25 protein-coding genes are annotated in these 26,163 nt (G+C 72.2%); 9 read left to right on the top strand and 16 right to left on the bottom strand.

From position 1 onward, the window contains the following. Positions 1 to 12 precede the first annotated feature (12 nt). From ACGFMM_RS20435 to ACGFMM_RS20420, 4 genes are all read right to left on the bottom strand, one after another. On the bottom strand, positions 13 to 903 hold the full coding sequence (locus tag ACGFMM_RS20435; RefSeq protein ID WP_393647773.1) for a DUF2510 domain-containing protein: 891 nt from the start codon (positions 901 to 903) through the stop codon (positions 13 to 15). A gap of 61 nt (positions 904 to 964) precedes the next feature. Beyond that, the gene (locus tag ACGFMM_RS20430; protein ID WP_393647772.1) at positions 965 to 1,756 is read right to left on the bottom strand and encodes a 3-oxoacyl-ACP reductase; all 792 of its coding nucleotides are present in this window, start codon (positions 1,754 to 1,756) and stop codon (positions 965 to 967) included. 6 nt (positions 1,757 to 1,762) lie between these two features. Beyond that, entirely contained in the window at positions 1,763 to 3,127 is a 1,365-nt protein-coding gene (locus tag ACGFMM_RS20425) for an aldehyde dehydrogenase family protein (protein ID WP_393647771.1), read from the bottom strand. Between the two features lie 8 nt (positions 3,128 to 3,135). Continuing rightward, the gene (locus ACGFMM_RS20420; RefSeq protein WP_393647770.1) at positions 3,136 to 4,500 is read right to left on the bottom strand and encodes a glutamine synthetase family protein; all 1,365 of its coding nucleotides are present in this window, start codon (positions 4,498 to 4,500) and stop codon (positions 3,136 to 3,138) included. Between the two features lie 78 nt (positions 4,501 to 4,578). Between ACGFMM_RS20420 and ACGFMM_RS20415 the strand changes: the two genes are divergently transcribed. The 3 genes from ACGFMM_RS20415 to ACGFMM_RS20405 all read left to right on the top strand — a co-directional run bounded on the left by ACGFMM_RS20415 (position 4,579) and on the right by ACGFMM_RS20405 (position 7,611). Continuing rightward, positions 4,579 to 5,307 carry a FadR/GntR family transcriptional regulator gene (locus ACGFMM_RS20415; RefSeq protein WP_393647769.1) on the top strand — a complete coding sequence of 243 codons (729 nt, stop codon included), beginning with the start codon at positions 4,579 to 4,581 and terminating at the stop codon, positions 5,305 to 5,307. A gap of 151 nt (positions 5,308 to 5,458) precedes the next feature. Next, entirely contained in the window at positions 5,459 to 6,904 is a 1,446-nt protein-coding gene (gene eat, locus ACGFMM_RS20410; RefSeq protein WP_393647768.1) for an ethanolamine permease, read from the top strand. Between the two features lie 17 nt (positions 6,905 to 6,921). Then, positions 6,922 to 7,611 carry a gamma-glutamyl-gamma-aminobutyrate hydrolase family protein gene (locus tag ACGFMM_RS20405; protein ID WP_393647767.1) on the top strand — a complete coding sequence of 230 codons (690 nt, stop codon included), beginning with the start codon at positions 6,922 to 6,924 and terminating at the stop codon, positions 7,609 to 7,611. Positions 7,612 to 7,651: 40 nt separating this feature from the next. Here ACGFMM_RS20405 and ACGFMM_RS20400 read toward each other — a convergent pair whose 3' ends face one another. Beyond that, on the bottom strand, positions 7,652 to 8,584 hold the full coding sequence (locus ACGFMM_RS20400; protein WP_393647766.1) for a LysR family transcriptional regulator: 933 nt from the start codon (positions 8,582 to 8,584) through the stop codon (positions 7,652 to 7,654). A gap of 71 nt (positions 8,585 to 8,655) precedes the next feature. On the opposite strand from ACGFMM_RS20400, the gene ACGFMM_RS20395 reads away from it, so the two are divergent. Then, on the top strand, positions 8,656 to 9,876 hold the full coding sequence (locus tag ACGFMM_RS20395; protein ID WP_393647765.1) for a TDT family transporter: 1,221 nt from the start codon (positions 8,656 to 8,658) through the stop codon (positions 9,874 to 9,876). Here the strand turns inward: ACGFMM_RS20395 and ACGFMM_RS20390 are convergent. The 4 genes from ACGFMM_RS20390 to ACGFMM_RS20375 form a co-directional block, all read right to left on the bottom strand. Then, positions 9,803 to 10,525, bottom strand: coding sequence for a helical backbone metal receptor (locus ACGFMM_RS20390; protein ID WP_393647764.1), 723 nt, complete (start codon positions 10,523 to 10,525; stop codon positions 9,803 to 9,805). The genes ACGFMM_RS20395 and ACGFMM_RS20390 overlap by 74 nt on opposite strands. Beyond that, the gene (locus tag ACGFMM_RS20385; RefSeq protein ID WP_393647763.1) at positions 10,525 to 11,094 is read right to left on the bottom strand and encodes a helix-turn-helix domain-containing protein; all 570 of its coding nucleotides are present in this window, start codon (positions 11,092 to 11,094) and stop codon (positions 10,525 to 10,527) included. The genes ACGFMM_RS20390 and ACGFMM_RS20385 overlap by 1 nt, the downstream gene beginning before the upstream one ends. 258 nt (positions 11,095 to 11,352) lie before the next feature. Continuing rightward, positions 11,353 to 13,179 carry an ABC transporter permease/substrate binding protein gene (locus tag ACGFMM_RS20380; protein ID WP_393647762.1) on the bottom strand — a complete coding sequence of 609 codons (1,827 nt, stop codon included), beginning with the start codon at positions 13,177 to 13,179 and terminating at the stop codon, positions 11,353 to 11,355. Then, on the bottom strand, positions 13,172 to 14,254 hold the full coding sequence (locus tag ACGFMM_RS20375) for a glycine betaine/L-proline ABC transporter ATP-binding protein (RefSeq protein ID WP_393647761.1): 1,083 nt from the start codon (positions 14,252 to 14,254) through the stop codon (positions 13,172 to 13,174). Before ACGFMM_RS20375 ends, ACGFMM_RS20380 begins: the two co-directional genes overlap by 8 nt. 267 nt (positions 14,255 to 14,521) lie before the next feature. Here ACGFMM_RS20375 and ACGFMM_RS20370 point away from each other — a divergent pair, with 267 nt between their 5' ends. After that, the gene (locus ACGFMM_RS20370) at positions 14,522 to 15,427 is read left to right on the top strand and encodes a 5'-3' exonuclease H3TH domain-containing protein (RefSeq protein WP_393647872.1); all 906 of its coding nucleotides are present in this window, start codon (positions 14,522 to 14,524) and stop codon (positions 15,425 to 15,427) included. A gap of 48 nt (positions 15,428 to 15,475) precedes the next feature. Further along, positions 15,476 to 16,312 carry a siderophore-interacting protein gene (locus tag ACGFMM_RS20365; RefSeq protein WP_393647760.1) on the top strand — a complete coding sequence of 279 codons (837 nt, stop codon included), beginning with the start codon at positions 15,476 to 15,478 and terminating at the stop codon, positions 16,310 to 16,312. Between the two features lie 101 nt (positions 16,313 to 16,413). Here ACGFMM_RS20365 and ACGFMM_RS20360 read toward each other — a convergent pair whose 3' ends face one another. Further along, the gene (locus ACGFMM_RS20360) at positions 16,414 to 17,064 is read right to left on the bottom strand and encodes a MerR family transcriptional regulator (protein ID WP_393647759.1); all 651 of its coding nucleotides are present in this window, start codon (positions 17,062 to 17,064) and stop codon (positions 16,414 to 16,416) included. Between the two features lie 173 nt (positions 17,065 to 17,237). Here ACGFMM_RS20360 and ACGFMM_RS20355 point away from each other — a divergent pair, with 173 nt between their 5' ends. The 3 genes from ACGFMM_RS20355 to ACGFMM_RS20345 are packed head-to-tail and all read left to right on the top strand — an operon-like array spanning position 17,238 to position 19,503. Next, positions 17,238 to 18,146 carry a hypothetical protein gene (locus ACGFMM_RS20355; RefSeq protein ID WP_393647871.1) on the top strand — a complete coding sequence of 303 codons (909 nt, stop codon included), beginning with the start codon at positions 17,238 to 17,240 and terminating at the stop codon, positions 18,144 to 18,146. After that, positions 18,143 to 18,580, top strand: a complete 438-nt coding sequence (locus tag ACGFMM_RS20350) for an ABA4-like family protein (RefSeq protein ID WP_393647758.1) — start codon at positions 18,143 to 18,145, stop codon at positions 18,578 to 18,580. Before ACGFMM_RS20355 ends, ACGFMM_RS20350 begins: the two co-directional genes overlap by 4 nt. Further along, a complete protein-coding gene (locus tag ACGFMM_RS20345) occupies positions 18,580 to 19,503 on the top strand; it encodes an ADP-ribosylglycohydrolase family protein (protein WP_393647757.1) in 924 nt (307 codons plus the stop codon). The genes ACGFMM_RS20350 and ACGFMM_RS20345 overlap by 1 nt, the downstream gene beginning before the upstream one ends. Positions 19,504 to 19,727: 224 nt before the next feature. Here ACGFMM_RS20345 and ACGFMM_RS20340 read toward each other — a convergent pair whose 3' ends face one another. The 6 genes from ACGFMM_RS20340 to ACGFMM_RS20315 form a co-directional block, all read right to left on the bottom strand. Further along, positions 19,728 to 21,077 carry a cytochrome P450 gene (locus ACGFMM_RS20340; RefSeq protein WP_393647756.1) on the bottom strand — a complete coding sequence of 450 codons (1,350 nt, stop codon included), beginning with the start codon at positions 21,075 to 21,077 and terminating at the stop codon, positions 19,728 to 19,730. Positions 21,078 to 21,213: 136 nt separating this feature from the next. Beyond that, a complete protein-coding gene (locus tag ACGFMM_RS20335) occupies positions 21,214 to 24,042 on the bottom strand; it encodes a DEAD/DEAH box helicase (protein ID WP_393647755.1) in 2,829 nt (942 codons plus the stop codon). An 81-nt stretch (positions 24,043 to 24,123) separates the two neighbouring features. Further along, positions 24,124 to 25,083 (bottom strand): twin-arginine translocase subunit TatC, encoded by a 960-nt coding sequence (gene tatC / locus ACGFMM_RS20330; RefSeq protein WP_393647754.1) that lies wholly within the window; start codon positions 25,081 to 25,083, stop codon positions 24,124 to 24,126. A gap of 75 nt (positions 25,084 to 25,158) precedes the next feature. Then, complete coding sequence (gene tatA / locus ACGFMM_RS20325; RefSeq protein ID WP_393647753.1) at positions 25,159 to 25,440, bottom strand: Sec-independent protein translocase subunit TatA; 282 nt, start codon at positions 25,438 to 25,440, stop codon at positions 25,159 to 25,161. A 212-nt stretch (positions 25,441 to 25,652) separates the two neighbouring features. After that, entirely contained in the window at positions 25,653 to 25,850 is a 198-nt protein-coding gene (locus ACGFMM_RS20320; protein WP_393647752.1) for a hypothetical protein, read from the bottom strand. A 9-nt stretch (positions 25,851 to 25,859) separates the two neighbouring features. Continuing rightward, complete coding sequence (locus ACGFMM_RS20315; protein WP_393647751.1) at positions 25,860 to 26,114, bottom strand: hypothetical protein; 255 nt, start codon at positions 26,112 to 26,114, stop codon at positions 25,860 to 25,862. Positions 26,115 to 26,163 lie beyond the last annotated feature (49 nt).

Here is a 26,163-nt window from a genome sequence, read left to right as displayed (position 1 = left end):
CGGCGCCGAGCGCTACAGCGCCTTGATGCCCGCCGCGATCTCGTCCATCAGTTTCACCGCCGGGCCCTTCGGCCCGGCGTCGAACACGAACCGGACCACGACCGGCGCCTGACTGCCCGACGGCGACGGGAAGACCAGGGACTGCACGATCCCGCCGGGGCCGGCGCCGGTGACGACCTTCCAGCGGACCAGGTAGGCGTCGCGGCCGGCCACGACGGTCGCCTTGGACGCGAGGACGGTGTGGGACTTGACCCCGCCGTAGGGGTCGTTGCCGAGGATGTCCTGGGTGTACGCCTGCTCCACGGCCCGCGAGATGTCGGCCTTGGCGATCGCCTCCGGGGTGGTGGCGTCGGTCTTGGCGGGCGTCCGGGTGGTGACGATGCCGTACTTGCAGCTCTCGCCGACGTCGCCGGGGCACTGGTAGTCGCCGGCCGTGCTGACGGTGGGGACGTCGTCGGTGGTCTGCTCCGGCTTCTCCCAGCCCTGCGGGATCGGCAGGGAGATCCCGTTGAGCTGGTCCTCGACCACGGCCGGGTCGCCGCCGCCGGTGTCGGCCGACTGCGTAGGGCTGCCGGTCGGCTCCGGCGCGGCGGTCGTGGCGCTCGACGTCGGCCCCGCGACGGGCGGGTCCGTCCGCTCGTCGTCCTTGCCGTTGACGACGACGGCGACGATCACCGCGACGGCGACGGCCACGACCGCCACGGCCCCGCCGATGACGACCCCGCGCTTCGGTCCCCCGGCCGCCGGCGGCACGACGACCGCGGTGGGGCCGGGGTGGCCGGGGTACGCCTGGCCGCCGCCGGCAGGGCGCGTGTGGCCGGTCCACGCGCTGCCGTCAAACCACCGCTCGGTCCCGGGCGTGCCCGGGTCCGGGTACCAGCCCGCAGGCGTGTGCATGCTCATCCGGCCAGCCTAGAGGGCGTGTTCGACGCCCGGACACCGAGGCCCGTACTACAGCGGCGTCCTACAGCGGCGTCACGTACGCGCCGGAGATCCCGCCGTCCACCAGGAAGTCCGTGGCGTTGACGAACGAGGAGTCGTCGCTGGCGAGGAAGGCGACCGCCGCCGCGATCTCCTCGGCCTCGGCGAACCGGCCCACCGGGATGTGCACCAGGCGTCGCGCGGCCCGCTCCGGGTCCTTGGCGAACAGCTCCTGCAGCAGCGGGGTGTTCACCGGCCCCGGGCAGAGCGCGTTGACCCGGATGCCCTCGCGGGCGAACTGCACGCCGAGCTCGCGGGACATGGCGAGCACGCCGCCCTTGGAGGCGGTGTACGAGATCTGCGAGGTCGCCGCGCCCATGACGGCCACGAACGAGGCGGTGTTGATGATCGAACCCCGGCCCTGCTGCCGCATGTACGGCAGGGCCGCCTTGCAGCACAGGTACACGGAGGTGAGGTTGACCTCCTGGACCCGCTTCCAGGCCTCCAGGCCGGTCTCCAGGATGGAGTCGTCGTCGGGCGGCGAGATGCCCGCGTTGTTGAAGGCGATGTCGACGGAGCCGTACGTGTCGAACGCCGTCCGGAACAGCGCCTCGACCTGCTCGGGGTCGGTGACGTCGACCTGGACGAACGTGCCGCCGACCTCCTCCGCGGCGGCCTTCCCGGCGGTCGCGTCGATGTCGCCGCAGACGACGTTCGCGCCTTCGGAGGCGAGCCGGCGGGCGGTGGCGAGGCCGATGCCGCTGCCGGCCCCGGTGATGACGGCGGTGCGGCCGACCAGGCGGCGGCAGACGATCTCTTCGGTGCGGTCGGTCATGGGTGCTCAGGCCTCCGTGCTGATGAAGACGTTCTTGGTCTCGGTGAAAGCGGTGAGGGCGTCGGGGCCGAGTTCGCGGCCGAGGCCGGACTGCTTGTAGCCGCCGAAGGGGGTCCAGTAGCGCACGCTGGAGTGGGAGTTGACGGACAGGTTGCCGGCCCGCACGGCCCGCGAGGCGCGCAGCGCGCGGCTCACGTCCCGGGTCCAGATCGATCCGGACAGGCCGTACGGTGTGGCGTTGGCGAGCCGGATCGCGTCGTCCTCGTCCTCGAAGGGCAGCACGACGGCGACCGGTCCGAAGATCTCCTCGACGGCGCAGGGCGCGTCCTCGGCGACGTCGGTGAGGACGGTCGGCGGGAACCAGAAGCCGGGGCCTTCGGGGGCCTTGCCGCGGATGCCGGGCAGGGAGTCGGGCACGTACGAGCGGACCCGCTCCAGCTGGGCTCGGGAGATCAGCGGCCCCATCCGGGTGCGCTCGTCGGCCGGGTCGCCGACCACGATCTCCTCGATCGCCGGGGTGAGCAGCTCCAGGAAGCGGTCGTACACGCTGCGCTGGACGAGGATGCGGCTGCGGGCGCAGCAGTCCTGGCCGCTGTTGTCGAGGAAGGACATGGGCGCGGCCGCGGCGGCCGCCTCGATGTCGGCGTCGGCGAAGACGATGTTGGGGCTCTTGCCGCCGAGTTCGAGGGTGACGCGCTTCACCTGGTCGGCGCACTTGGCCATGATCGCCTTGCCGACCTTGGTGGAGCCGGTGAAGACGATCTTCGCGACGCCGGGGTGGACCACGAGCGCGTCGCCGGCGACGGCGCCCTCGCCGGGCAGGACCTGGAACAGGCCCCCGGGCAGCCCGGCCTCCAGGGCGAGTTCGGCGAGCCGCAGGGCGGTGAGCGGGGTGGTCTCGGCGGGCTTGAGGATCACGGCGTTGCCCGCGGCGAGCGCGGGGGCGGTGGCCCAGGCGGCGATCGGCATCGGGAAGTTCCAGGGCGCGATCACGCCGACGACACCGAGGGGTTCGAGGAGGGTGACGTCGAGGCCGCCGGGCACGGGGATCTGCCGGCCGCTGAGCCGCTCCACTCCCCCGGCGGCGAAGTCGAGCAGATCGCGGACGTTGCCGGCCTCCCAGCGGGCGTTGCCGACGGTGTGGCCGGCCTCGCGGACCTCCAGCTGGGCGAGTTCCTCGATGTGGTCGTCGACGACGACGGCGAAGCGTCGCAGCAGCCGGGCCCGGTCGGCGGGCGCGGCGGCCGCCCAGCCGCGCTGGGCCGCGGCGGCTCGGGCGACGGCGGCGTCGACGTCCTGGGCGGTGGCGGCGGGGACGGTGGCGACGACGTCTTCGGTCGCCGGGTTCAGGACGAGCAGGTGGTGCGGCACGTAGGTCCTCACATGCGTTCGAAGGAGCGGCGCAGCTCCCAGTCGGTCACCGCGGCGTCGAAGGCGTCGAGTTCGACGCGGGCCATGTTGCGGTAGTGCGCGACGACCTCGGCGCCGAAGGCTGCCTTGGCGATCTCGCTGTTCTCCCAGAGTTCGGCGGCCTCGCGCAGCGTGGTGGGCACGTGCTCGTACCCGCCGGTGTAGGCGTTGCCGTCGCAGGCCGGGGGCAGTTCGAGCCGCTGCTCGATGCCGTACAGGCCGGCCGCGACGAGTCCGGCGACGGCGAGGTGCGGATTGACGTCGCCGCCGGGAAGCCGGTTCTCGAAGCGCATCGAGCGGCCGTGGCCGACGACGCGGAGGGAACAGGTGCGGTTGTCGTGGCCCCAGGCGACGGCGGTGGGGGCGAAGGAGCCCGGCTGGAAGCGCTTGTAGGAGTTGATGTTGGGCGCGTACAGCAGGGAGAAGTCGCGCAGGGCGGCGAGCTGTCCGGCGAGGAAGTGCCGCATCACGTCCGACATGCCGTGGGAGCCTTCGCCGGCCATGACGTTGCGCCCGTCCGCGTCCTGCAGGGACAGGTGGATGTGGCAGGAGTTGCCCTCGCGCTCGTTGTACTTCGCCATGAAGGTGAGCGAGACGCCCTCCTGGGCGGCGATCTCCTTCGCGCCGGTCTTGTAGACGGCGTGCTGGTCGCAGGTGACGAGGGCCTCGTCGTACTTGAAGGCGATCTCGTGCTGGCCGGGGTTGCACTCGCCCTTGGCGGACTCGACGGTGAGCCCCGCGCCGGCCATCTCGTTGCGGATGCGGCGCAGCAGGGGCTCGATGCGGCCGGTGCCGAGGACCGAGTAGTCGATGTTGTACTGGTTGGCGGGGGTCAGGCCCCGGTAGTTCGCGTCCCAGGCCTGTTCGTAGGTGTCCTTGAAGACGATGAACTCGAGCTCGGTGCCCACGTGCGCGGTGTAGCCGTGCTCGGCGAGCCGCTCCAGCTGGCGCCGGAGGATCTGCCGGGGCGCGGCGACGACGGGCGAGCCGTCGCCCCAGGCGAGGTCGGCGACGAGCATCGCGGTGCCCTCGTTCCAGGGGACGCGGCGCAGAGTGGTGAGATCGGGGTGCATGGCGAAGTCGCCGTAGCCGCGGTCCCAGGAGGACATCTCGTAGCCGTCGACCGTGTTCATGTCGGCGTCGACGGCCAGGAGATAGTTGCAGCCTTCCGTGCCGTGCTTCAGGACCTCGTCCAGGAAGAACGGTGCGGCGAACCGCTTGCCCTGGAGCCGTCCCTGCATGTCGGGGAAGGCCAGGACGACGGTGTCGATCTCGCCGCTCGCGACGAGGGCGTACAGCTCCTCGACGGTGAGCGGGGGTTTGCGGTCTGCCACGGGATTTACTCCTCCTTCGGCCAGCCGGGAGCCATAAGGTATTACCGAAGACCATTGCTTGGGAAGGGAAACCGCGACGTGGCAGGGATCGAGGACCTCAACGACCGCCTGACGTCCGTGCTGCGGCCCGTGCGTGCGGGCAACGGCTTCGAGGAGGCGCTGGAGCAGATCCTGCGCGTGGTGCGGCTCGGCCTGGTGCCGGGAGGGGACCGGCTGCCGCCGGAGCGGGAGCTGGCCGAGCGGATAGGGATCAGCCGGGTGACCCTGCGCGAGGTCCTGAAGGTGCTGCAGGAGCAGGGCCTGGTGGAGAGCCGGCGGGGGCGGTACGGCGGCACGTTCGTCATGGAGCGGGCCGCGAGCGGCGACGAGGACGAGCTGCGCCGCCGGATCGCGTCCGTCGACATCGAGGACACGCTCCGCTTCCGGGAGGCGTTGGAGGTCGGCGCGGCCGGGCTGTGCGCCGCGCACGGGCTGGCCGACGAGGGGGCGGAGCGGCTGCGGGCGGCGCTGGCGGCCACGCACGACGCGCCGCTGGCGGACTACCGGCGCCAGGACACGCTGTTCCACCTGACGCTGGCCGAGCTGTCCGGCTCGCGGGCGCTGACCACGCAGTACGCGGCGGTCCGGGCCACGGTGAACGACCTTCTGGACTGCATCCCGCTCCTGGTGCGGAACCTGGAGCATTCGCAGCGACAGCACACGGCGCTGGTGGAGGCGGTGCTGGCCGGCGACACGGCGCGGGCGTACGAGACGGCGCGCGAGCACTGCGAGGGCACGGCGGCGCTGCTGCGGGGCTTCCTCACCTGACGCGCTGCTGCTGCGGGGCTTCCTCGCCCGAGGGCGGCGGCGTGCCCGTTCGTCGCGTAACCCGAAAGTAACGCACGGGGCTTGCGCTCCCGCCCGGCCGACGCAAAGGTATGGATCCATTCCATTGGGCCCGACGCGGGAGCTCTGTGCCATGACGCTGGAAGACACCTCCGGGAGCACCACCTCACCACCCGACGACTACCTGGAACGCCGCGCCCTGCGCCGCGGCAGCGCCGGCTGGCTGCTGCTGACCGGCCTCGGCGTCGCGTATGTCGTCTCCGGCGACTTCTCGGGCTGGAACATCGGCCTGTCCAAGGGCGGCTTCGGCGGACTCGCCATCGCGACGGTCCTGATGGGCGTGATGTACGCCTGCCTGGTCTTCGCGCTCGCCGAGCTCTCCGCGATCCTGCCCACGGCGGGCGGCGGCTACGGTTTCGCCCGCCGGGCGCTCGGCACCTGGGGCGGCTTCCTCACCGGCACCGCGATTCTGATCGAGTACGTGCTGGCCCCCGCCGCGATATCCATCTTCATCGGCGACTACGTCCAATCGCTGGGCCTGTTCGGCCTGGAGTCGGGCTGGCCGGTCTATCTCGCCTGCTTCGTGATCTTCATCGGGATCCATCTGTGGGGCGTCGGCGAGGCACTGCGCTTCAGCCTGATCGTGACCGCGATCGCGGTGGCCGCGCTGATCGTCTTCGCGCTGGGCGCGCTCAGCGACTTCCACGTCGACGGGCTGAACGACATCCCGGCCAAGCCGGAGGCGTTCGGCTCCAACTCCTGGCTGCCGTACGGGCTGCTTGGCATCTGGGCCGCCTTCCCGTTCGGCATGTGGTTCTTCCTCGGCGTCGAGGGCGTGCCGCTGGCCGCCGAGGAGGCGAAGGACCCGGTCCGCTCCATGCCGAAGGCGCTCGCCTGGTCCATGGGCATCCTGGTGCTGCTCGCCGTGGTGACCTTCATCGCGACCACCGGGGCGCGCGGCTCGGCGGCCGTCCAGGACGCCGGCAACCCGCTGGTCGTGGCGCTGCAGGGCAAGGGGGAGCCGACCACGCTCAGCCGGTTCGTCAACTACGCGGGGCTCGCGGGCCTGATCGCCTCGTTCTTCTCGCTCATCTACGCCGGCTCCCGGCAGCTGTTCGCGCTCTCCCGGGCCGGCTACCTGCCCCGCTTCCTCTCCCTGACCAGCCGCCGCAAGTCCCCGTACCTGGGTCTCGTGATCCCCGGCGCGATCGGCTTCGCGCTCGCGGCCGGGACGGGCAACGGGGCGCGGATGCTGAACATCGCGGTGTTCGGCGCGACGATCTCGTACGCGCTGATGGCGCTTTCGCACATCGTGCTGCGCCGCCGCGAGCCGGGGCTGCACCGCCCGTACCGTACGCCCGGCGGCGTCGTCACCTCGTCCGTGGCCTTCGTCCTCGCCCTGTCGGCGCTGGTGGCGACCTTCCTGGTCGACAAGGACGCGGCGTTCATGGCGCTCGGTGTGTACGTGATCGCCCTCGCCTACTTCGCGTTCTACAGTCGGCACCGCCTGGTGGCCAAGGCTCCCGAGGAGGAGTTCGCGGCACTGGCGGCGGCCGAGGCCGAGCTGGAACGCGACTGATCAACCGGAGGAGACCCGTGTCCAAGCCGCTCATCGGCGTGACGACCTATCTCGACCAGGCCCGGTGGGGCGTGTGGGACCTGCCCGCCGCCCTGCTGCCGGCCGCCTATCCGCGGCTGGTGCAGGCGGGCGGCGGGCACGCCGTGATGCTGCCGCCGGACGCCCCGTCCGCCGCGGCGGCGGTGGTGGCCCGGCTGGACGCGCTGGTCGTCGCGGGCGGCGCGGACGTCGAGCCGGTGCGGTACGGGGCCGCCCCCGATCCCCGTACCGGCCCGCCGGCCCCCGAGCGCGACGCCTGGGAACTGGCGCTCATCGAGGCGGCCATCGGCTCCGGCACCCCGCTGCTCGGCATCTGCCGGGGCATGCAGCTGCTCAATGTGGCGCTCGGCGGCACGCTGGTGCAGCACCTGGACGGGCACGTGGAGTCGGTCGGCGTGATCGGCCGCCACACGGTCAAGCCGGTGCCCGGGACGCTGTACGCCACCCTGGTCCCGGACGCGGCGTCGGTGCCGACGTACCACCATCAGGCCGTCGAACGGCTCGGCAAGGGCCTCGCGCCCTCCGCGTACGCCGAGGACGGCACCGTCGAGGCCGTCGAACTCCCCTCCCCCGGCTGGACCCTGGGCGTCCAGTGGCATCCGGAGATGGGCGAGGACCTGCGGGTGATGCGCGGGCTGGTGGCGGCGGCGCGGGCTCGCCGGGTCTGACCCTTCGGGGTTCAGCGCCGGGTCTGACCCGTCGGGGGGTTCAGCCCCGGGTCAGTGACAGAAGGTCCCGGGCCGGGCCCGTGGGCCGGTGGCCGGTGGGCCAGACGGCGCGCAGGGCGCGGGCCAGCGGCACGCCGTCGAGCGGGATCTCGACGAGCCGGCGGGAGGCGAGCTCCTCGGTGACCGCGAGTTCGCTGAGGACGGCCGGGCCCGCGCCGCTGACCGCGGCGGCCTTCACCGCGGTGGTGGAGGCGAGTTCGAGCAGCGGCGGGGCCAGGCCGCCCTCGTCCGCGAGGGCGGCGTCCAGGACCTGGCGGGTGCCCGAGCCGCGCTCGCGCAGGATCAGCGGGGTCGCGGAGAGCTCCGCGGCGGTCAGCGGGCCGCGGCGGCGGGCCCAGCGGTGACCGGGTGCGGCGACCACGACGAGCCGGTCGTGGGCGACGACCGCGCCCTCCAGACCGTCCGGCACCGCCAGGCCCTCGACGAAACCGAGGTCCGCCTCGTCGGCAAGCAGCCGCTCGGCGACCGAGGCCGAGTTGCCCGCGTGCAGCGAGACCGCCGTGTCCGTCCGCTCGGCGCGCAGCGCGATCAGCCAGCCCGGCATCAGGTACTCGGCGATGGTCATCGACGCCGCCACCCGCAGCCGCGAGTCGCGGCGGGCCCGCAGGGCCTGCGCCCCCGCGTCGAACGCCTCCGCCGCCTCCACGATCCGCCGCGCCCAGTCGGTGACCAGCGCGCCCGCGTCGGTGAGCCGGGAGCCGCGCGGCGAACGGTCGACCAGGGCCACCCCGAGCTGCCGCTCCATGGAGCGGATCCGGCTGCTCGCGGCCGGCTGCGTGATGCCGACCTCGCGGGCCGCCCGCCCCAGGCTGCCGTGCCGGGCGACCGCGAGCAGCAGCTCCAGCGCGCCCAGGTCGGGCACCCGGTGGGCGAGCGGGGCGTACGTCCCGGGAGGCGATCCGTCACTGCTCATAAAGCCAGCTTATGACGTCATAGGGCCATGATCCCTGGTCGGGTCGGCGGTCCGGCGGGACGGTGGGGACCATGGCAACCCCTGTTCGACCCCGCACCACGCCCCGCGCCGTCTCCCGTACCGCGCACCGTGCCCGCTCCCGCAGCGCGCACCGTGCCGTCCTCCCCGCCGAGCCCCACCGGGCGAAGGCGGGGCGGGTCCGTGACCTCGCACCCAACTGGTACGCCTCGGTGATGGGCACCGCGATCGTCGCCACGGCCGGCGCGACGCTCCCCCTGCCCGTCCCCGGCCTGCGCACCGCCGCGGCCGTGGTGTGGGCCCTCTCGCTCGTGCTGCTCGCCGTGCTCCTCGTGGCCCGGGCCCGGCACTGGATCCACCACCGCGACCGGGCGCGGGAGCATCTCATGGACCCGGCGGTCGCGCCCTTCCTCGGCTGCGTGCCGATGGCGCTGCTCGCGACCGGCGGGGCGACGCTGGTCGTCGGCCGGGACTGGATCGGGACCGGCCCGGCGGTCGCGGTCGACGCGGTGCTGTTCACGGCCGGCACGGTGACCGGCCTGGCGGTCGCGGTGGGCGTCCCGTACCTGATGATCGTGCACCACCGCCTCGAACACGCCACTCCGGCCTGGCTGCTGCCGGTCGTGCCGCCCATGGTCTCGGCCGCGCTCGGCCCGCTGCTCGTCCCGCATCTGCCGGCCGGCGGGCCCTGGCGGGAGACGCTGCTGCTCGCCTGCTACGCCCAGTTCGGGCTGAGCCTGCTCGCCACGGTGCTGATCCTGCCCCTGGTCTTCGGACGGCTGGTCACCGGCGGCCCGCTGCCGCTCGCGCTCACCCCGACGCTCTTCCTGGTCCTCGGCCCGCTGGGCCAGTCGGCCACCGCGGCGGGCAAGTTCGCCGACGTGGCGCCGGGCGTGCTGCCCGCTCCGTACGCGGAGGGGTTCACCGCCTTCGCCGTGCTGTACGGGGTGCCCGTGGTGGGCTTCGCGCTGCTGTGGCTGGCCCTCGCCGGGGTGCTGGTGCTGCGGGCGCGCCGGCGCGGGATGGGCTTCGCGATGACCTGGTGGGCGTTCACCTTCCCGGTCGGCACGTGCGTGACCGCCGCGGAGGGGCTCGCCGCGCACACCGGGCTCGGCGTGTTCCGGTGGCTGGCGGCGGGCCTGTACGTGCTGCTGGTCGCCGCCTGGGCGACGGCCGCGGCGCTCACCGTGCGCGGGCTGCTCAGCGGCGAGCTGCTGCCAGGGCCCGGCTCAGCTCCCCGTGCGCCTCGGCGAGCGACGGCCCGTACCAGGTGAGGTGACGGCCGCTGACGAGGGCGGCGGGCAGGCCCGGAAAGGCCTCCGGCCCGTCGTCCGCGGTGAAGCGGTACGGCTCGTCGGGCAGTACTACCAGGTCGGCGCCGGCGCGGTTCAGCTCGTCGAGCGGGATCCGCGGGTATCGCTCGGCGTGATCCGCGTACCGCTGGCGCACCCCGAGCCGGGCCAGCAGGTCGCCTGCGAAGGTGTCGCGGCCGAGGACCATCCAGGGCCGCCGCCAGATCGGCACGACGGCGGTGGACGAGGCGTCCGCCGGGCCGCCCGCCCAGGCCGCCTCCGCCTCGTCGAGCCAGCGCGGCCGGGGCGGCAGCCCGCAGGCCCGCAGCACGCGCTCCAGTTCGGTGAGCGCCTGCGGCAGGGTGCGGACCTCGGTGACCAGGACGTCGAGCCCGGCGGCGCGCAGGGCGGCCAGGTCGGGCGCGCGGTTCTCCTCCTCGTTGGCGACGACGAGGTCCGGGCGGAGCGCGGCGATCGCGGCCACGTCGGGGTTCTTGGTGCCGCCGATCCGGACCGCGCCGCCGAGGTCGGCGGGATGGGTGCACCAGTCGGTGACGCCGACGAGTGTGTCCGGGCCGCCGGTGACTGCGATCGCCTCCGTGAGGGAGGGCACCAGGGAGACGACCCGCATCAAACGGTCTCCGTCGCCTCGATGTGGTCGGCGACGGCGACGACGAGGAGGCGCGTGTCGGGCCCGGCCGCGCGCCAGCGGTGGCGCACCCCGCCGGTCAGATGCAGGGTGTCGCCGCGCTCCAGGCGGTACGCGCGGCCCTCCGCCTCCACCTCGACCGCGCCGTCGGCGACGTACAGGAGCTCGTCGTTGCGGTGCTGGTACTCGCGTCCGGCCTCCTGCTCGCCGGTGAACTCGACCGCGTGCAGCTGGTGGTGACCGCGGACCAGGGGGCGTACCCCCTCGGGCATCTGCTCGAGGTGTTCGCCGGACCGTACGACATCGACGGTGCGGGCGGAGTCGGCGGCGGCGAGGAGCGCGGTGGCGGTGGTCTCCAGGGCGTCGGCGACCCGTTGCAGGGAGCGCATGCTGGGGCGGGCGCGCTCGTTCTCCACCTGGCTGAGGAACGGCACCGACAGGCCGCTGCGCGCGGAGACGACGGCCAGCGTCAGCTCCAGCGCCCGGCGGCGCTTTCTGACGGCGGCGCCCACCCGAAGCGATTCCTTGTCGTCCAAGACCTTCTCGTCCATGACTGCGGCTCCCTCCCGATCCCGTCGTGCCCGTCGGCGGTGGTGCAGGTCCGTACTCGTCACGTGTACGCGTCATGCGTACTCATCGGTTACCTGCACCTTACGCAGCTTTGGGCCGCGGTTTCGCCTGCTGCGGGATTCGTCCGGTATCGGGCGCGGTCCGTGCACACGCGAACGCCGTGTGCGAGCGGCGGGCCCGGGAGGGCTCGGCCGCTCGCACACGGCGCGGCGGAGGATCACACGGAGGTGGTCAGGATGTCACTCGGCGGCGGCCTTCTCCGTCTTGGAGACGGGCGTCCACTTGTCGGCCAGGCCGGGGTTCTCCTTCAGCCAGGCGCGGACGGCCTCCTGCTCCTTGCCCTTGCCGGTCTCCTGGATCTTGGCCTCCAGACCGGTGAGCTGCTGCTCCGTCATCTTGAAGTTCTTCAGCCACTTCCCGACCTGCGGGTTGTCGGCCGAGAAGCCCTTGCGGGCCAGGGTGTGGACGCCGTCGCCGGTGCCCCACGAGGCCTGGGGGTCCTTGAGCTTCTTCAGGTCGTACGTGGAGTAGGCCCAGTGCGGCGACCAGAGGGTGACGACGACGGGCTCCTTCTTGTCGTACGCGCGCTTCAGCTCGGCGAGCATGCCGGGCGTGGAGCCGTCGACGACCTTGTACTCGCCCTCCAGGCCGTAGTCCTTGAGGACCTTGTCCTTGAGGATGCCCATCATTCCGGCGCTCGGCTCGATGCCGATGATCCGGCCCTTGAACTGCCCCGACTTGCCCTTGAGGTCGTCGAGGGAGTCGACGCCCTTGACGTAGGACGGCACGGACAGCTCCAGGGAGGTGGGGCCGTACCAGGAGCCCATGTCCTCCAGCTTGTTCTTGTACTTCGCCCAGTACTGGGCGTGGGTGACGGGCAGCCAGGAGTCGGTCTCGAAGTCGATCTGGCCGCCGGCCATGCCGGTGTAGAGCGAACCGGCCTCCAGCTGCTTGGCGTCGACCTCGAAGCCGCGGCGCTCCAGGAGCTCCTTCCACAGGAACGTGGAGGCGATGCCCTCGTCCCACGGGATGTAGCCGACGGAGAGCTTCTTGCCCTTGCCGATGTCGGCGCCGGCGGCGGTGCCGCCGGACGCGCCGCCGCCGAGGAAGCCCATGCCGCCGGCGACCAGCGCCAGGATCACGACGCCGACGAGGGCGGTGACGGGCTGCGCGCGGTGGTTCAGGACGCGGGCGCTGCGGGACGTGACCGTGCGGGCCTTGGCGAGGGCGCGGCGGCCCAGCGGGGAGACCTGGCGGCCGAGGGCGCCGGTCATCCGGTCGAGGTACATCGCGAGGATCACGATAGAGAGGCCGGCCTCGAAGCCGAGGCCGATGTCGACGTTGCCGATGGCCCGGTAGACCGCGCCGCCGAGACCGCCGCCGCCGACCATGCCGGCGATGACGACCATGGACAGGCCGAGCATGATCACCTGGTTGATGCCGGCCATGATGGTCGGCAGCGCGAGCGGCAGCTGGACGCGGAGCAGCGTGCCCCGCGAGGTGGTGCCGAACGCCTCGGCCGCCTCGACCAGTTCGCCGTCGACCTGGCGGATGCCGAGCTCGGTCATCCGGACGCCGGGCGGCAGGGCGAAGACGATGGTGGCGATGATGCCGGGCACCACGCCGACGCCGAAGAAGATGATGCCCGGGATCAGGTACACCATCGCCGGCATGGTCTGCATGAAGTCCAGGACCGGGCGCAGCACGGCGCTGACGGTCTTGGAACGGGCGGCCCAGATGCCGAGCGGGACCGCGATCGCCAGGGTGACGAGGGTCGCGACCAGGACGAGCGACAGCGTCGACATCGCCTCGTCCCACAGCTCGATCGAGTCGATCAGCGCGAAGCCGGCGAAGGCCAGGACTCCGGCGGTCAGGCCGCGGAGCCACCAGGCGGCGACGGCGAGGATGCCGGCGAACAGCAGCGGCGCCGGGGCGGACAGGACGGCCTCGATGCCGTCGTACAGGCCGGTGACGACGCTGCTGATGGCGTCGAAGAGCCAGGAGAGCTGGGCACGGAGCCAGTCGACGGAGCTGTCGATCCAGTCGCCGAGACGGAGCCTAGGCACCGGCGGTCACCTCCTCGGGCTTGCCCGGTGCGGCATCGCAGGCCATGGGCGGGCGCTGTTCGTCACCGATGAATCCGATGAGCCGGGACTGCGGTACGACGCCGAGCACGGCGCCCTGCGCGTCCTTGACGGCCACCGGGTGCGGGACGCGGGCGGCGACGGCGCACAGCTCGGCGACCGCGGTGTCGGGCCCGACGGTCTCGCAGCCGCAGGCGTCGGCGCGCTCGGTCTCCGGGTCGGTCATGACCGCGGCGGCGGTGAGCACGCGGGAGCGGTCGACGTCCTGGATGAAGGAGGCGACGTAGTCGTCGGAGGGGCGCAGCAGGATGTCCTCGGCGGTGCCGAGCTGGACGATCCGGCCGTCGCGCATCACCGCGATGCGGTCGCCGAGGCGCATGGCCTCGTTGAGGTCGTGGGTGATGAACACGATGGTCTTGCCCAGGCGCTTCTGGAGTTCGAGGAGCTGGTCCTGCATGTCGCGGCGGATCAGCGGGTCGAGCGCGCTGAACGACTCGTCCATGAGCAGCAGGTCGGCGTCGGTGGCGAGCGCGCGGGCCAGGCCCACGCGCTGCTGCATGCCGCCGGAGAGCTCGTCGGGCCAGGACTTCTCCCAGCCGGCCAGGCCGCACAGCTCCAGGGCCTCGGCGGCGCGCTTCTCGCGCTCGGCGCGCGGCACGCCCTGGACCTCCAGGCCGTAGGCGGCGTTCTCCAGGACGCTGCGGTGCGGGAACAGCGCGAAGTGCTGGAACACCATGCTGATCTTGGTGGAGCGGACGCCGCGCAGTTCGCGGGGGCTGAGCGCGGTAAGGTCCTCGCCGTCGAACAGCACACGGCCCGCGGTGGGCTCCAGGAGCCCGTTGAGCATGCGCAGCAGAGTCGACTTCCCGGATCCGGACAGACCCATGACGACGAAGATCTGGCCGGGTTCGACGACGAACGACGCGTCGATCACGGCAGCCGTCGTGCCGTCGGAGCGGAGCTCGTCGCGATCCGCCCCGTGGGCGAGTTTCTCGACGGCCTCGCCGGGTCGTCTGCCGAACACCTTGTACAAGTGGTCGGCCTGGAGCCTGGACACATACACCTCACGTGTGGGAACGAGAAACGGCCGGGCACCCCCCGCGGTCGCCGGGCCGTGGAGCGGGGCGGGATCGGCCCGCGGCTGCCCGGTCGGTGACTCATTTCGGTTCGTACCGTTGAATCCCGTACCGGGTCCGCTCCGGGCCCGCGCCTGCCCCGGCCGCCGACGGGCAAACGCGAAGGTGACCGGGGTCACGGCGTGGGCGTGGAACCGCCGGGCGTTGTCGGCGGGGTGCGGCATCATCGGGGTGTGACGCGACGCCTGATGCTCCTCGACACCGCCTCCCTCTACTTCCGCGCGTACTTCGGCGTGCCCGACTCGGTGCGGGCCCCGGACGGCACGCCGGTCAACGCCGTGCGCGGACTGCTGGACTTCATCGGCCGGCTGGTGCAGGACCACCGGCCGGACGAGCTGGTCGCCTGCTGGGACGACGACTGGCGGCCGCAGTGGCGGGTGGACCTGATCCCCACGTACAAGGCGCACCGCGTCGCGGAGGAGACGCCCACCGGTCCGGACGAGGAGGAGATCCCGGACACGCTGGCCCCGCAGGTGCCGATCATCGAGGCGGTGCTCGCCGCGCTCGGGATCGCGCGGGTGGGCGCGCCGGGGTACGAGGCGGACGACGTGATCGGCACCCTGGCCGCGCGGGCGAAGGGCCCGGTCGACATCGTGACCGGCGACCGGGACCTGTTCCAGCTGGTCGACGACGCACGCGGGATCCGGGTGCTGTTCCCGCGCAAGGGCGTGGGCGACCCGGACCTGGTGGACGAGGAGCTGATCCGGGAGAAGTACGGGGTGCGGGCGGACCGGTACGCCGACTTCGCCGCGCTGCGCGGGGACGCCAGCGACGGGCTGCCGGGGGTCAAGGGCATCGGTGAGAAGACGGCGGCGCAGCTGATCACCGAGTACGGGGACCTGGCCGGGGTCCGCGCGGCGGCGGCCGACCCGAAGTCGAGGCTGACGCCGGCGAAGCGGCGCGGGATCGTGGAGGCTTCGGCGTATCTGGACGTCGCGCCGAAGGTGGTCCGGGTCGCGGACGACGCGCCGCTGCCGGACTTCGACCCGGCACTGACGGGCGTACCGGCGGACCCGGAGCTCCTCGAGGCCCTGGTGGCGCGCTGGGGCATCGGGGGCGCGGTGGGCCGGCTGCTGACGACGCTCCGGCACTGAGGGTGCTAGCTTAGGTAAACCTAAGTATGCCGATCAGGGGAGGCCGTCGTGGCAGAGCAGCCGGCACGGAAGGCGCCGAAGGCCCATGAGGCCCGCGTGGTGCGCACGGAGCGGATCACTCCGCACATGGTGCGCCTGGTGCTGGGCGGCGACGGGCTCGCGGCGTTCGAGGTCGACGAGTTCACCGACCACTACGTCAAGCTGCTGTTCGCCGCGGAGGGCGTGACGTACCCGGAGCCGTTCGACATGGACCGCATCCGCGCGGAGTTCCCGCGCGAGCAGTGGCCGACGACGCGGACGTACACGGTGCGGGCGTGGGACCCGGTGCACCGCGAGCTGACGGTCGACTTCGTGGTGCACGGCGACGAGGGTCTGGCCGGGCCGTGGGCGGCGCGGGCGCAGGCCGGCGACACGGTGCGGTTCCTCGGCCCGGGCGGCGGGTACGCGCCGGACCCGGCCGCGGACTGGCACCTGCTGGTCGGCGACGAGAGCGCGCTGCCCGCGATCGCGGCCTCCCTCGAGCGGCTGCCGGCCGGGGCGCGGGTGCACGCCTTCGTGGAGGTCTCCGACACGACGGAGGAGCAGAAGCTCGCGACGGCGTCCGGCATCGACGTGACCTGGCTGCACCGCGGCGACCGCCCGGTCGGCGCACTGCTCGTCGACGCGGTCCGCGCGCTGGACTTCCCGGCGGGCGACGTCCATGCCTTCGTGCACGGCGAGGCCGGCGCGGTGAAGGAACTCCGCCGCCACCTCCGCATGGACCGCGAGATCCCCCGCGACCGCCTCTCCATCTCCGGCTACTGGCGCCTCGGCAAGACGGACGAGGCCTGGCGCGCGATCAAGCGCGAATGGAACGACCAGGTCGAACGCGAACAGGAAAACTGACGCAAGGAACGTGAACGGCCCGGCCACGGGGCCCCGGGGGTACGCCCCCGGGGCCCCGCGCCGTTTCACGCGCAGCGGTCGGGGTGCTAGGCCTACCCGACCTATTCCCCCTCACTCTCCGCGGAGGGCTCTCCGAATAGACGGGCCGAGGCGTCGACGTGGGCCAGGCGGCGGAGGGCGCCGAAGACGGCGTCGCCGAGGACGGTGCCGACGACCACGGCCTCCACGAGCCGCTCCCGGCCGACGCGCAGGTTCACGTACTGCAGGTCGACGGTCGCGACCTCCTCTGCCGCCTGCGCGTACGCGTCCAGCTGGTGCTCCGCGAAGTCGGCGTGGCCGACCTCGTCGAGGGCCGCGAGGGCCACGGCGAGCGCCTCCGCGGCCGGGCTGCGGTCGTCGACGCGCCAGCCGCGGCGCCGGATCAGCTCGCTCACCTGCTCGCGAGCCGCCGGCACCTCCCCGCGCTCCTCCTCGTGCTGCGGAACGACACGGTCCGCAGCCGTCCCCAGAACCTTGTGCACCGGCTTCTCGGGGTCGTCGATCGCCGCCAGCACCTCCCGGATCCCGGCCACCGACAGCCCTCCGACGTCGAGCAGGGCGCGGATCAGCCGCAGCCGCCGCTCGTGGCCCTCGTCGTACGACGCCTGGTTCGGGCTGGTCAGGCGGCCCGCGGGCAGCAGGCCCTCCCGCACGTAGTACTTGATCGTCGGTACGGACACTCCGGTCCTGCGGCTCAACTCACCGATGCGCACGTCGCGTTCACCTCTCCGGCCTTGCCATTCCCACACCCATCATAGATAGTCTCACTATCAGATAGCGGTAAGCGCTACTATCCATTCTACCCTGGAGGTGCTCTCCCATGTCCGCCGTCTCCTTACAACAAGCCCGCAGCCTGCACCGGCCACTGCTCGTCTTCACCGCCGCCATGGCCCTGGCCACCGTCCTCACCGGCATCGGGATCCTCACCGACGAGCGCCTGCTCGACGGCGCGTCGCTCTGGGCCAAGCCCTTCAAGTTCGCGATCTCGTTCGTCGCCTACTGCCCCACGCTCGCGTGGATGATCTCCCTCCTCCCCCGCGCCCGCCGGGCCGCCTGGTGGGCCGGGACCGTCGTCGCCGCCGCCTGCGCCGTCGAGATGGCGATCATCACCGTCCAGGCCGCGCGCGGACACCACAGTCACTTCAACCGCGTGACCCCCTTGGACTCGATGCTGTGGGACGCCATGGGCGCAACCGTCGTCGTCCTCTGGGCCGGCGCCCTGGTCATCGCCGTCCTGCTGCTGCGCGCCCGAATACTCGACGGTGCCCAGGCCTGGGCGGTACGGCTCGGCTCGCTGATCGCCCTCGCCGGCGCCGCCGTCGGCTTCCTGATGGCCCGCCCCACGCCCGAGCAGATCGCAGCCGAGAACTCCCCGACCGCCGGCGCGCACAGCGTCGGCGTCCCGGACGGCGGACCCGGGCTGCCCGTCATCGGCTGGTCCACCACCGGCGGCGACCTGCGCATCGCGCACTTCTTCGGCATGCACGCGCTCCAGTTCCTGCCGCTCGTACTGGTCGCGCTGCTCGCCCTCGCACCCCGGTTCGCCCAACTGCGCGATCCCCTGCTGCGCCTGCGCCTGGTCGTCGTGGCGAGCAGCATGTACGCCGCGTTCTTCCTCCTCCTCGCCTGGCAGGCCCTGCGCGGGCAGCCCCTGCTCCGCCCCGACGCCCCGACCCTGCTCACGGCGGCGACGGTGATCGCACTCGGCGCCCTCGCCACCTGGGCCGCGTTCCGGAGCACCCCAGCACCCCCTCCCCCGACTGCCCCCGAGCCCGTACGGGAGTACGCCGCATGACCGCGTTCCTCTTCGACCTCTCCTTCTGGCTGGCCGCACCCGTGTGGCTGCTGATGATCTTCGCCCCGTCCTGGGACGTGACGACCCGTATCGCCTCCTCCCCGCTGACCGTGCTGCCGATCCTGGGCGTCTGGCTGGCCCTCGCCATGCCCGTCGCCCCCGAACTCTGGGCCGCGGTCACCAGCCCCGACCTCGACGTCTTCCGCGACCTCGCGGCCACGTCCAACGGCGCGGGCGCGGTCTGGGCCCAGGTGATCGCCTGGGACCTGCTGATCGGCCAGTGGATGTTCCTGCAGGCAAGGAAGTCCGGCGTACCAACATGGGTCATGGCACCGCTACTCATCCTGACCATTCTCCTGTCCCCCGTCGGCCTCCCCCTCTTCCTGGCCATCCGCGCCACGGCACAACGGAGGGCCGCGACTAGGGTGGCGTGATGGATCGGATGGAACGCGCCGTGGGAACCGTCCTCGGCTCCGCCGTGGGCGACGCGCTCGGCGCTCCCTTCGAGTTCGGGCTGCCGGGGGTGTACCGGGAACGGTTCCCCGACGGCGTGGGCGAGATGTGCGGGGGCGGCGGCTGGGACCCCGGCGAGGCGACCGACGACACGCAGATGGCCGTACTGGTCGGGGAGTCGCTACTCGACCGGGGCGGCCTCGACCTCCCCGAGGTCTTCGACCGGTTCCGCCGCTGGGCGGCGGACGAGCCGAAGGACATCGGCCTCCAGACCGAGGCCGTGCTCGGCAGCGGCGATCCCTGGGACACCGCCGCCGCGCTGCACTTCCAGACCAACGGCCGCGGCGCGGGCAACGGTTCGCTGATGCGGGCCGCGACCTCGGCCGTGTACTTCGCGGCCGACGGCCGGCAGACCACGATGGACGCGGCCCGTCGCCTCGCCGCGCTCACTCACGGGGACGCGGCGGCCTGGGAGGGCACCGCGATCCTTCACGAGCTCGTACGCGTGGCTCTGCGAGGCGAGGACCCCCTCGACGCCCTCCCGGCCACCCTGGCCCACGTCACCGAGCGCCAACGCCCGCGCTGGGCCACCGTCCTGGCACCCGGCTGGCACCCGGACGACGCGACCGAGTTCAACGGCGCGGTCTGGCCCTGCCTGGGCTCGGCGGTGTGGGCGCTGCGCACGACATCCACCTTCGAGTCCGCGCTGGCCACCGCCGTCGACCTCGGCGGCGACACCGACACCGTGGCGGCGGTGACGGGCACGCTGGCCGGCGCGGTCTACGGGCCCGACGCCATCCCCACCCGTTGGACGGAGCCCCTGCACGTACCCCTCCCGGGGTTCGGCAGGCGGGTATTGCGAGCCGGCGAACTCCAGCAGCTCGCCCAGGCGTTGGCGTCGTGAGGCCGGCGTGACGACGCGGGAGCGGGGGACGTGGAGGGGGTCGTGTTCGGGACGTAGAGCGTGATTTGTGGCGCACAAGAAACGCTCACCCCACGCGCGACCCGCACGCGCCGTAAATCATGCAGTCCCGGACACGGCCCCCGGAACGTCCCACGCGGACCAGTACAACGAACCCCGACCCCGCCCCAACACACCGCCCCACACACCCCCACCACACCACCCCCCTACCGCGCCTCGACCGTAGCCAGCACCCCCCGGTCCGGCTGGAGGGTCAGACTCGGAACGGGGCGTATCTCGCCGGGATCAACCGCCAGGCGGTAGCGGCGCGCCAGAACGGCCAGGATCAGAACCGCTTCGACCATGGCGAACCGCGTCCCGAGGCAGACCCTCGGCCCGCCGCCGAAGGGGAACCAGGCGTACTCGGGTATCTCCTCCTCGTCCCGCCAGCGTTCGGGGCGGAAGGCGTCCGGCTCCGGGAACCAGCGGGCGTCGCGGTGGGTGGCCCACTGGCTGCTCCAGACCCGTGTGCCGACCGGCACCGGCCTGCCGGCGAGGACCGCGCCCTCCTTTGCGATGCCGGTCAGCAGCCAGATGGTGGGGTAGAGCCGCAGGGTCTCCTTCACCACCGCCTGGGTGTAGGAGAGTTGCGCGAAGTCGTCGAAGCCCGGGTCCCGGTCGCCGAGGACCTCGTCCAGTTCGGCCCAGAGCGCGGCCTGGGCCTCGGGGTTGCGGGACAGGAGGTACCACGCCCAGATCAGCGTGCTGCTCGTCGTCTCGTGGCCGCCGATGTAGAGCGTGACGGTCTCGTCGCGGATCTCCTCGTCGGAGAGGTGCGCCCCCGTCTCGTCCTGGGCCGTCAGGAGGCGGCTGAGGAGGTCGGGACGGTCCGTGTCGCCGTCGCGGTGGCGGGCGACGACGCGGGAGACCTCGGCGTCGATGACCTCCGTGGCCCGCTTGATGCGTGCCCGCCCGGGCGTGGGCACCCAGTCCGGCAGCACCGCCCCGATGCCGCTGAACTCCGCGCCGATCTCCTGCTGCGCGACGTCCATCGCGCGGCCGATCGCCTCGGCGTCAGCCGCGGTGTCGACGCCGAAGATGGTGCGCACGGCGATGAGCTGAGTGAGGGCCGCCATCTCCTGCTTGATGTCGATCCGCTGCCCCGGCGCCCACCGCTCGGCCAGGTCGACCGCGCACTCGGACATGGTGGCCGCGTACGAGCGGACCTGCTTGGGCCGCACCGACGGCTGGACGAGGGACCGCTTGCGCCGCCAGTCGGGGCCCTTCGCGACGACCACGCCGTTGCCCAGGAGCGTGCGGAACGCGATGCCGAGGTCGGGCTGGTCGAAGGTCCGCTCGATCTCGGTGAGCAGTTCGCCGACCTGCTCGGGGCGGGCGATGAACAGCGACTTCTTGGCGCCGAACTGCCAGCTGACCACGTCCCCCCGGGCGCGCAGCTTCTCGAAGAAGGCCAGGGGGTCCTTGCCGAACTCCGGCAGGTTGCCGAGCAGCGGCACGCCCCGTGGACCCGGCGTGATCTTTTCTCCGGGCGCGGCCGGACGTGCTTGCGTGGTCAACTGCGTTCCCTCCCCGCACTGTTGCCTGCTGTGCAAGAACATGCTTGCGGATCGGAAGGCCCACGCCAACCCCTGTGGATAACTCTGAGTGAGCAAGCGAAAGGCCCGCGGCCGAAGCCGCGGGCCCTACAGCGACTCAGCCCACCGAGCTGTACGCCACAACACCCCTGAGCAGGGAGTCCACCGCCTTGCGAGCGTTCTTCGCGACGGTGCTGTTCTCCCTCGGCGCCGCCGCGGCGATCTGGCCGAGCACGTCGATGACCTGCTTGCACCAGCGGACGAAGTCGCCGGCCGGCATCTCCGCCTCGCGCAGCACCTCGTCGAGGCTCTTGTCGGAGGCCCACTGGTACGCGGCCCAGGCGAAGCCGAGGTCGGGCTCGCGCTGGCCGACGCCCTCCGCCTGGTTGATCTTGAACTCTTCCTCCAGGGCGTCGAGGCGACCCCAGATCCGGACCATCTCGCCGAGCGCCGCCTTGGCGTTGCCCGTGGGGAGCTTCGGTGCGACCGCGTCATCCGACTGACGGGCCTCGAAGACCAACGCCGAGACGCAGGCGGCGAGTTCGGCCGGGCTCAGGTCCTCCCACACGCCGTCGCGCAGACATTCGCTGGCCAGCAGGTCGAGTTCGCCGTAGAGACGGGCGAGCCGCTTCCCGTGCTCGGTGACCTCGTTGCCCCGCAGGTAGTCCAGCTCGGTGAGCAGGGCGACGATGCGGTCGAAGGTGCGGGCGATGGTGTTCGTCCGGCCCTCGATGCGCCGCTCCAGCTGCCGCGTGTCGCGCTGCAGCCGGTGGTAGCGCTCGGCCCAGCGGGCGTGGTCCTCGCGCTCGTCGCAGCCGTGGCAGGGGTGGGCCCGCAGTTCGGTGCGCAGCCGCGAGATCTCGCGGTCGTCGGCGGCCGCCGCGCGCTGCTTGCGGTGCCGATCGGGCACGATGTGCCCGGCCTTGGTCCGCAGCGCCGAGGCGAGGTCCCGACGGGACTGCGGGGAGCGCGGGTTGAAGCTGCGCGGGATCCGCATCCGCTCCAGCGGCTCCACCGGGACCGGGAAGTCGATGGACGCGAGCCGCTTGACCTGCCGCTCGGCGGTGAGCACCAGCGGGCGCGGCCCGTCGTGGTACTCGAAGCCGCGGTGACCGTTGGTGCGGCCGGCCGGGATGCCCGGGTCGAGGACGAGGGCGAGGCCGGCGAACTTGCCGGTCGGGACGTGGATCACGTCGCCGGGCTTGAGCCGCTCCAGGGAGGCCGCGGCCTGGGAGCGCCGCTGCGCGGCGCCCTGCTTGGCCAGTTCGGTCTCGCGGTCCTTCAGGTCGCGGCGGAGCCGCGCATACTCCTCGAAGTCTCCGAGGTGGCAGGTCATGCCCTCGCGGTAGCCCTCGAGTCCTTCCTCGTTCTTCTGGACCTGGCGGGAGATGCCCACGACCGAGCGGTCCGCCTGGAACTGCGCGAACGAGGTCTCCAGGAGCTCCCGGGAGCGGTGCCGGCCGAACTGGTCGACCAGGTTGACCGCCATGTTGTACGAGGGCCGGAAACTGGACCGCAGCGGATAGGTGCGCGTGCCGGCGAGGCCGGCCAGATGGCCGGGGTCCATGCCGCGCTGCCAGAGCACGACGGCGTGGCCCTCGACGTCGATGCCACGGCGGCCGGCGCGACCGGTGAGCTGGGTGTACTCGCCGGGGGTGATGTCGGCGTGCTGCTCGCCGTTCCACTTGACGAGCTTCTCCAGGACCACGGAGCGGGCCGGCATGTTGATGCCGAGCGCCAGGGTCTCGGTGGCGAACACCGCCTTGACCAGGCCGCGGACGAACAGCTCCTCGACGACCTCCTTGAAGGTCGGGAGCATACCGGCGTGGTGCGCGGCGATGCCCCGCTCCAGGCCCTCCAGCCACTCGTAGTACCCGAGGACGTGCAGATCCTCGCTCGGGATGGAGGCGGTGCGCTCCTCGACGAGCTCGCGGACCTTGAGCCGCGCCTCGTCGTCGTTGAGCCGCAGCCCCGCGTACAGGCACTGCTGGACGGCGGACTCGCAGCCGGCCCGGCTGAAGATGAAGGTGATCGCAGGCAGCAGGCCCTCGGCGTCGAGGCGCTCGATGACCTCGGGGCGGCCCGGGGTCCAGATGCGGGAGCGCTGGCGGCGCTCGCGCTCGCGGTCGGCCTCGCGGACCATCTTGCCGCGACGGCGCTCGCGGGGGTTGTACGTGCGCGAGTTCTCCGTGCGGGCGAGCCGCAGCAGATCGGGGTTGACCTCGCGGCGCGCGGAGCCGCGGCCGCCGTGGTCGGTCTCCTCCTCGAAGAGGTCGTACATCCGGCGGCCGGCCAGGACGTGCTGCCACAGCGGCACGGGGCGGCTCTCGGAGACGATGACCTCGGTGTCGCCGCGGACGGTGTCGAGCCAGTCGCCGAACTCCTCGGCGTTGGAGACCGTCGCGGACAGTGACACCAGGGTCACGGACTCGGGGAGGTGGATGATCACTTCCTCCCAGACGGCGCCGCGGAAGCGGTCCGAGAGGTAGTGGACCTCGTCCATGACGACATAGCCGAGGCCGCTGAGCGCCTGGGACCCCGCGTACAGCATGTTGCGGAGGACCTCGGTGGTCATGACGATGATCGGCGCGTCCCCGTTGACGCTGTTGTCGCCGGTGAGGAGGCCGACCTTGTCGGGGCCGTACCGCTTCACCAGGTCCGCGTACTTCTGGTTGGAGAGCGCCTTGATCGGCGTGGTGTAGAAGCACTTGCGCCCCTGGCGCAGCGCGAGGTGGACGGCGAACTCGCCGACGATGGTCTTGCCCGAACCGGTGGGCGCGGCGACGAGCACGCCCTTGCCCGCTTCGAGTGCCTCGCACGCCTCGATCTGGAAGGGATCCAGACCGAACTCGTACATCTCGCGGAACGGCGCGAGCGCCGTGGCCTGCTCACGGTTGCGGACCTTGGCGGCCGCGTACCGCTCGGCTGGTGTGAGGTCGTCTGTCATCTTGTCTTCGAGACTACCCGCCCCCACTGACAGCGACGCGATCTTTATCGGGGCGGGCTCCACACGGTCCGGGAGGGCGGATCAGGTGATGTCGTCGTAGCCGTTCAGCCGCTGCGACCTGCCGTGATCCGCCTCGCCGCTCGCCTGCTCGGGCAGGGCGCGGGCGGCGCTGACGGACTCGATCTCGCCGATGCCCTGGGGCGTGAGGTCGAGCTCGGAGGCCTCGTCGTCGTCGAGGTGGGCGTCGGGGTCCTCGCGGCGCTTGCGCCGGTCGTTGAGGAGGGCGACGCCGACGGCCAGGAAGTACAGCGCGACGATCGGGCCGGAGAGGGCGATCATGCCGAGCGGGTCGGTCGACGGGGTGGCGACGGCGCCGAAGACGAAGGTGCCCATGATCATGCCGCGCCACCAGCCGGCCATGCGCTTGCCGGTCACGATGCCCGCGAAGTTGAGCATGATCAGCAGCACCGGCAGCTCGAAGGCGAGACCGAAGACCAGCACCATCCTGGTGGTGAAGTCCAGGAGTTCGTCCAGAGACAGGAAGTTCGACGCGACCTCGGGCGTGACGCTGAGGAGTACCCGCATGCTGACCGGCATGATCAGGTACGCGGTGTAGACGCCCGCGGCGAAGAGGGGGACGGCGACGGCGGCGAAGTAGTAGGTGTACTTCTTCTCGCTCCGGTGAAGACCGGGCGCGACGAACGCCCACAGTTGGTACACCCAGACCGGGGTGGCGGCGACGAAGCCCGCGAGCATGATCACCTTCACCGTGGAGGTGAAGGGCGACAGCACGGTCTGGTACGCGATGATGACGCAGTTTCCGCCGGTGTTGTCGGAGATCGACGTGCCGGCCGGGCACCTGTCCACGGGCGAGGCGAGGAACTCCATCAGGTGCTTGCTGAAGAAGGCGGCCACGATCGAGCAGACGACGATCGCCAGCATCGCCTTGCCGAGCCGGTTGCGCAGCTCGCGCAGGTGGTCCGCGAGCGGCATCCGCCCCTCGGGATCCTTCTCCGTCTTGCTGCGGGCAGACTTGAGCAACCCACGTCCTCATCTCGTGCGGCAGGCCGGTGCGAGGCGGCCTTGGGGGTCGAGCGGCTTTGAGCGGCGACCGCGTCAGCGCTGGGTGCTGTCCGTGGTCTCGGTGACCGGGCGCGCGGTGGTGGTGTCGCCGGGGGCGGCCTTGATGGTGCGCGGCGCGGTGGCGTTGGGGTCGGCCGGCGGGTCGGCGGGGGCGGTCTGCTGGCCCTCCGACTTCATCGCCTTGGCCTCGCTCTTGAGGATGCGGGCGGACTTGCCCAGCGAACGCGCCATCTCGGGGAGCTTCTTGGCACCGAAGAGCAGCACGACGACGAGGAGGATGAGGCTGATCTCGAGCGGACCGATCTGACGGAACATAGGGGTCTACCTTCTCACCGAGGCGGCTTGGGGCGGGGCTGGCTTCGGCCGCCGCTCGGACAGCTGTCCGAGCCCCGACCGTCCGGCGATGGTAACGCGCACGAGTAAACGCAGGGCAATCCCTGTGCATACAGGCGGCTGCGGCCCCGGAGCCTCTTGACCGGCACCGCCTCAGCAGAGTACCCCGCGCGCGTCGACGGGAGGAGCCCCCCTCAGCGCAGTGCTCCGCCCGTCCGGCTGAGGTCCGTCGCGGCCTTCTCGAGGTCCTCGGCCGCCCGATTGATCCGCTCTGTGGTGTGTGCCACCTGACGGCCGAGCCGCTGGGCCTCCAGGAAGACCTTGATGCCGAGGACGCCGAGGACGGCGATACCGAGGAAGCCGAGGGCGATGGCGAGCATGGGCCAGAACATGGGGCGAGCCTAGACGGTGGAGTGCAGCCGCAGCGTGCTGACTCCGCCGCCCGTCAGCAGCTCGACGATGCGCTCACCGGCCGGCTTGCGGACGGAGCTGCCGCATTCGGGGCAGGTGAACGAGTAGAAGGTGGTGCGACGGCTGCCGCCGATGGCGAGGCGCAGCGCGCCGGCGGCGAGCTCGAAGCGGGAACGGCAGTCGGGGCAGGCGGCCTTGAAGAGCACCGGGGCCACCGCCATCGGAATTCCGTTCATCACGGACATTTCCCTCACCTCTCCCAATTCGCTGAACGCGTGCGCCCCACCGGTCCGG

It is taken from the genome of Streptomyces sp. NPDC048604, assembly GCF_043199435.1.
Taxonomy (GTDB): Bacteria; Actinomycetota; Actinomycetes; order Streptomycetales; family Streptomycetaceae; genus Streptomyces.
Note: the sequence above shows the minus strand (reverse complement) of the source record. Positions and strands in the feature narration are given on the sequence as shown.

Coding starts and splice junctions, on each gene's coding strand:
- ACGFMM_RS20435 (WP_393647773.1), bottom strand. CDS start 903: ATGAGCATGCACACGCCTGCGGGCTGGTACCCGGACCCGGGCACGCCC.
- ACGFMM_RS20430 (WP_393647772.1), bottom strand. CDS start 1,756: ATGACCGACCGCACCGAAGAGATCGTCTGCCGCCGCCTGGTCGGCCGC.
- eat (WP_393647768.1), top strand. CDS start 5,459: ATGACGCTGGAAGACACCTCCGGGAGCACCACCTCACCACCCGACGAC.
- ACGFMM_RS20400 (WP_393647766.1), bottom strand. CDS start 8,584: ATGAGCAGTGACGGATCGCCTCCCGGGACGTACGCCCCGCTCGCCCAC.
- ACGFMM_RS20395 (WP_393647765.1), top strand. CDS start 8,656: ATGGCAACCCCTGTTCGACCCCGCACCACGCCCCGCGCCGTCTCCCGT.
- ACGFMM_RS20390 (WP_393647764.1), bottom strand. CDS start 10,525: ATGCGGGTCGTCTCCCTGGTGCCCTCCCTCACGGAGGCGATCGCAGTC.
- ACGFMM_RS20385 (WP_393647763.1), bottom strand. CDS start 11,094: ATGGACGAGAAGGTCTTGGACGACAAGGAATCGCTTCGGGTGGGCGCC.
- ACGFMM_RS20370 (WP_393647872.1), top strand. CDS start 14,522: ATGCTCCTCGACACCGCCTCCCTCTACTTCCGCGCGTACTTCGGCGTG.
- ACGFMM_RS20355 (WP_393647871.1), top strand. CDS start 17,238: ATGGCCCTGGCCACCGTCCTCACCGGCATCGGGATCCTCACCGACGAG.
- ACGFMM_RS20350 (WP_393647758.1), top strand. CDS start 18,143: ATGACCGCGTTCCTCTTCGACCTCTCCTTCTGGCTGGCCGCACCCGTG.
- ACGFMM_RS20345 (WP_393647757.1), top strand. CDS start 18,580: ATGGATCGGATGGAACGCGCCGTGGGAACCGTCCTCGGCTCCGCCGTG.
- ACGFMM_RS20335 (WP_393647755.1), bottom strand. CDS start 24,042: ATGACAGACGACCTCACACCAGCCGAGCGGTACGCGGCCGCCAAGGTC.
- tatA (WP_393647753.1), bottom strand. CDS start 25,440: ATGTTCCGTCAGATCGGTCCGCTCGAGATCAGCCTCATCCTCCTCGTC.
- ACGFMM_RS20320 (WP_393647752.1), bottom strand. CDS start 25,850: ATGTTCTGGCCCATGCTCGCCATCGCCCTCGGCTTCCTCGGTATCGCC.
- ACGFMM_RS20315 (WP_393647751.1), bottom strand. CDS start 26,114: ATGTCCGTGATGAACGGAATTCCGATGGCGGTGGCCCCGGTGCTCTTC.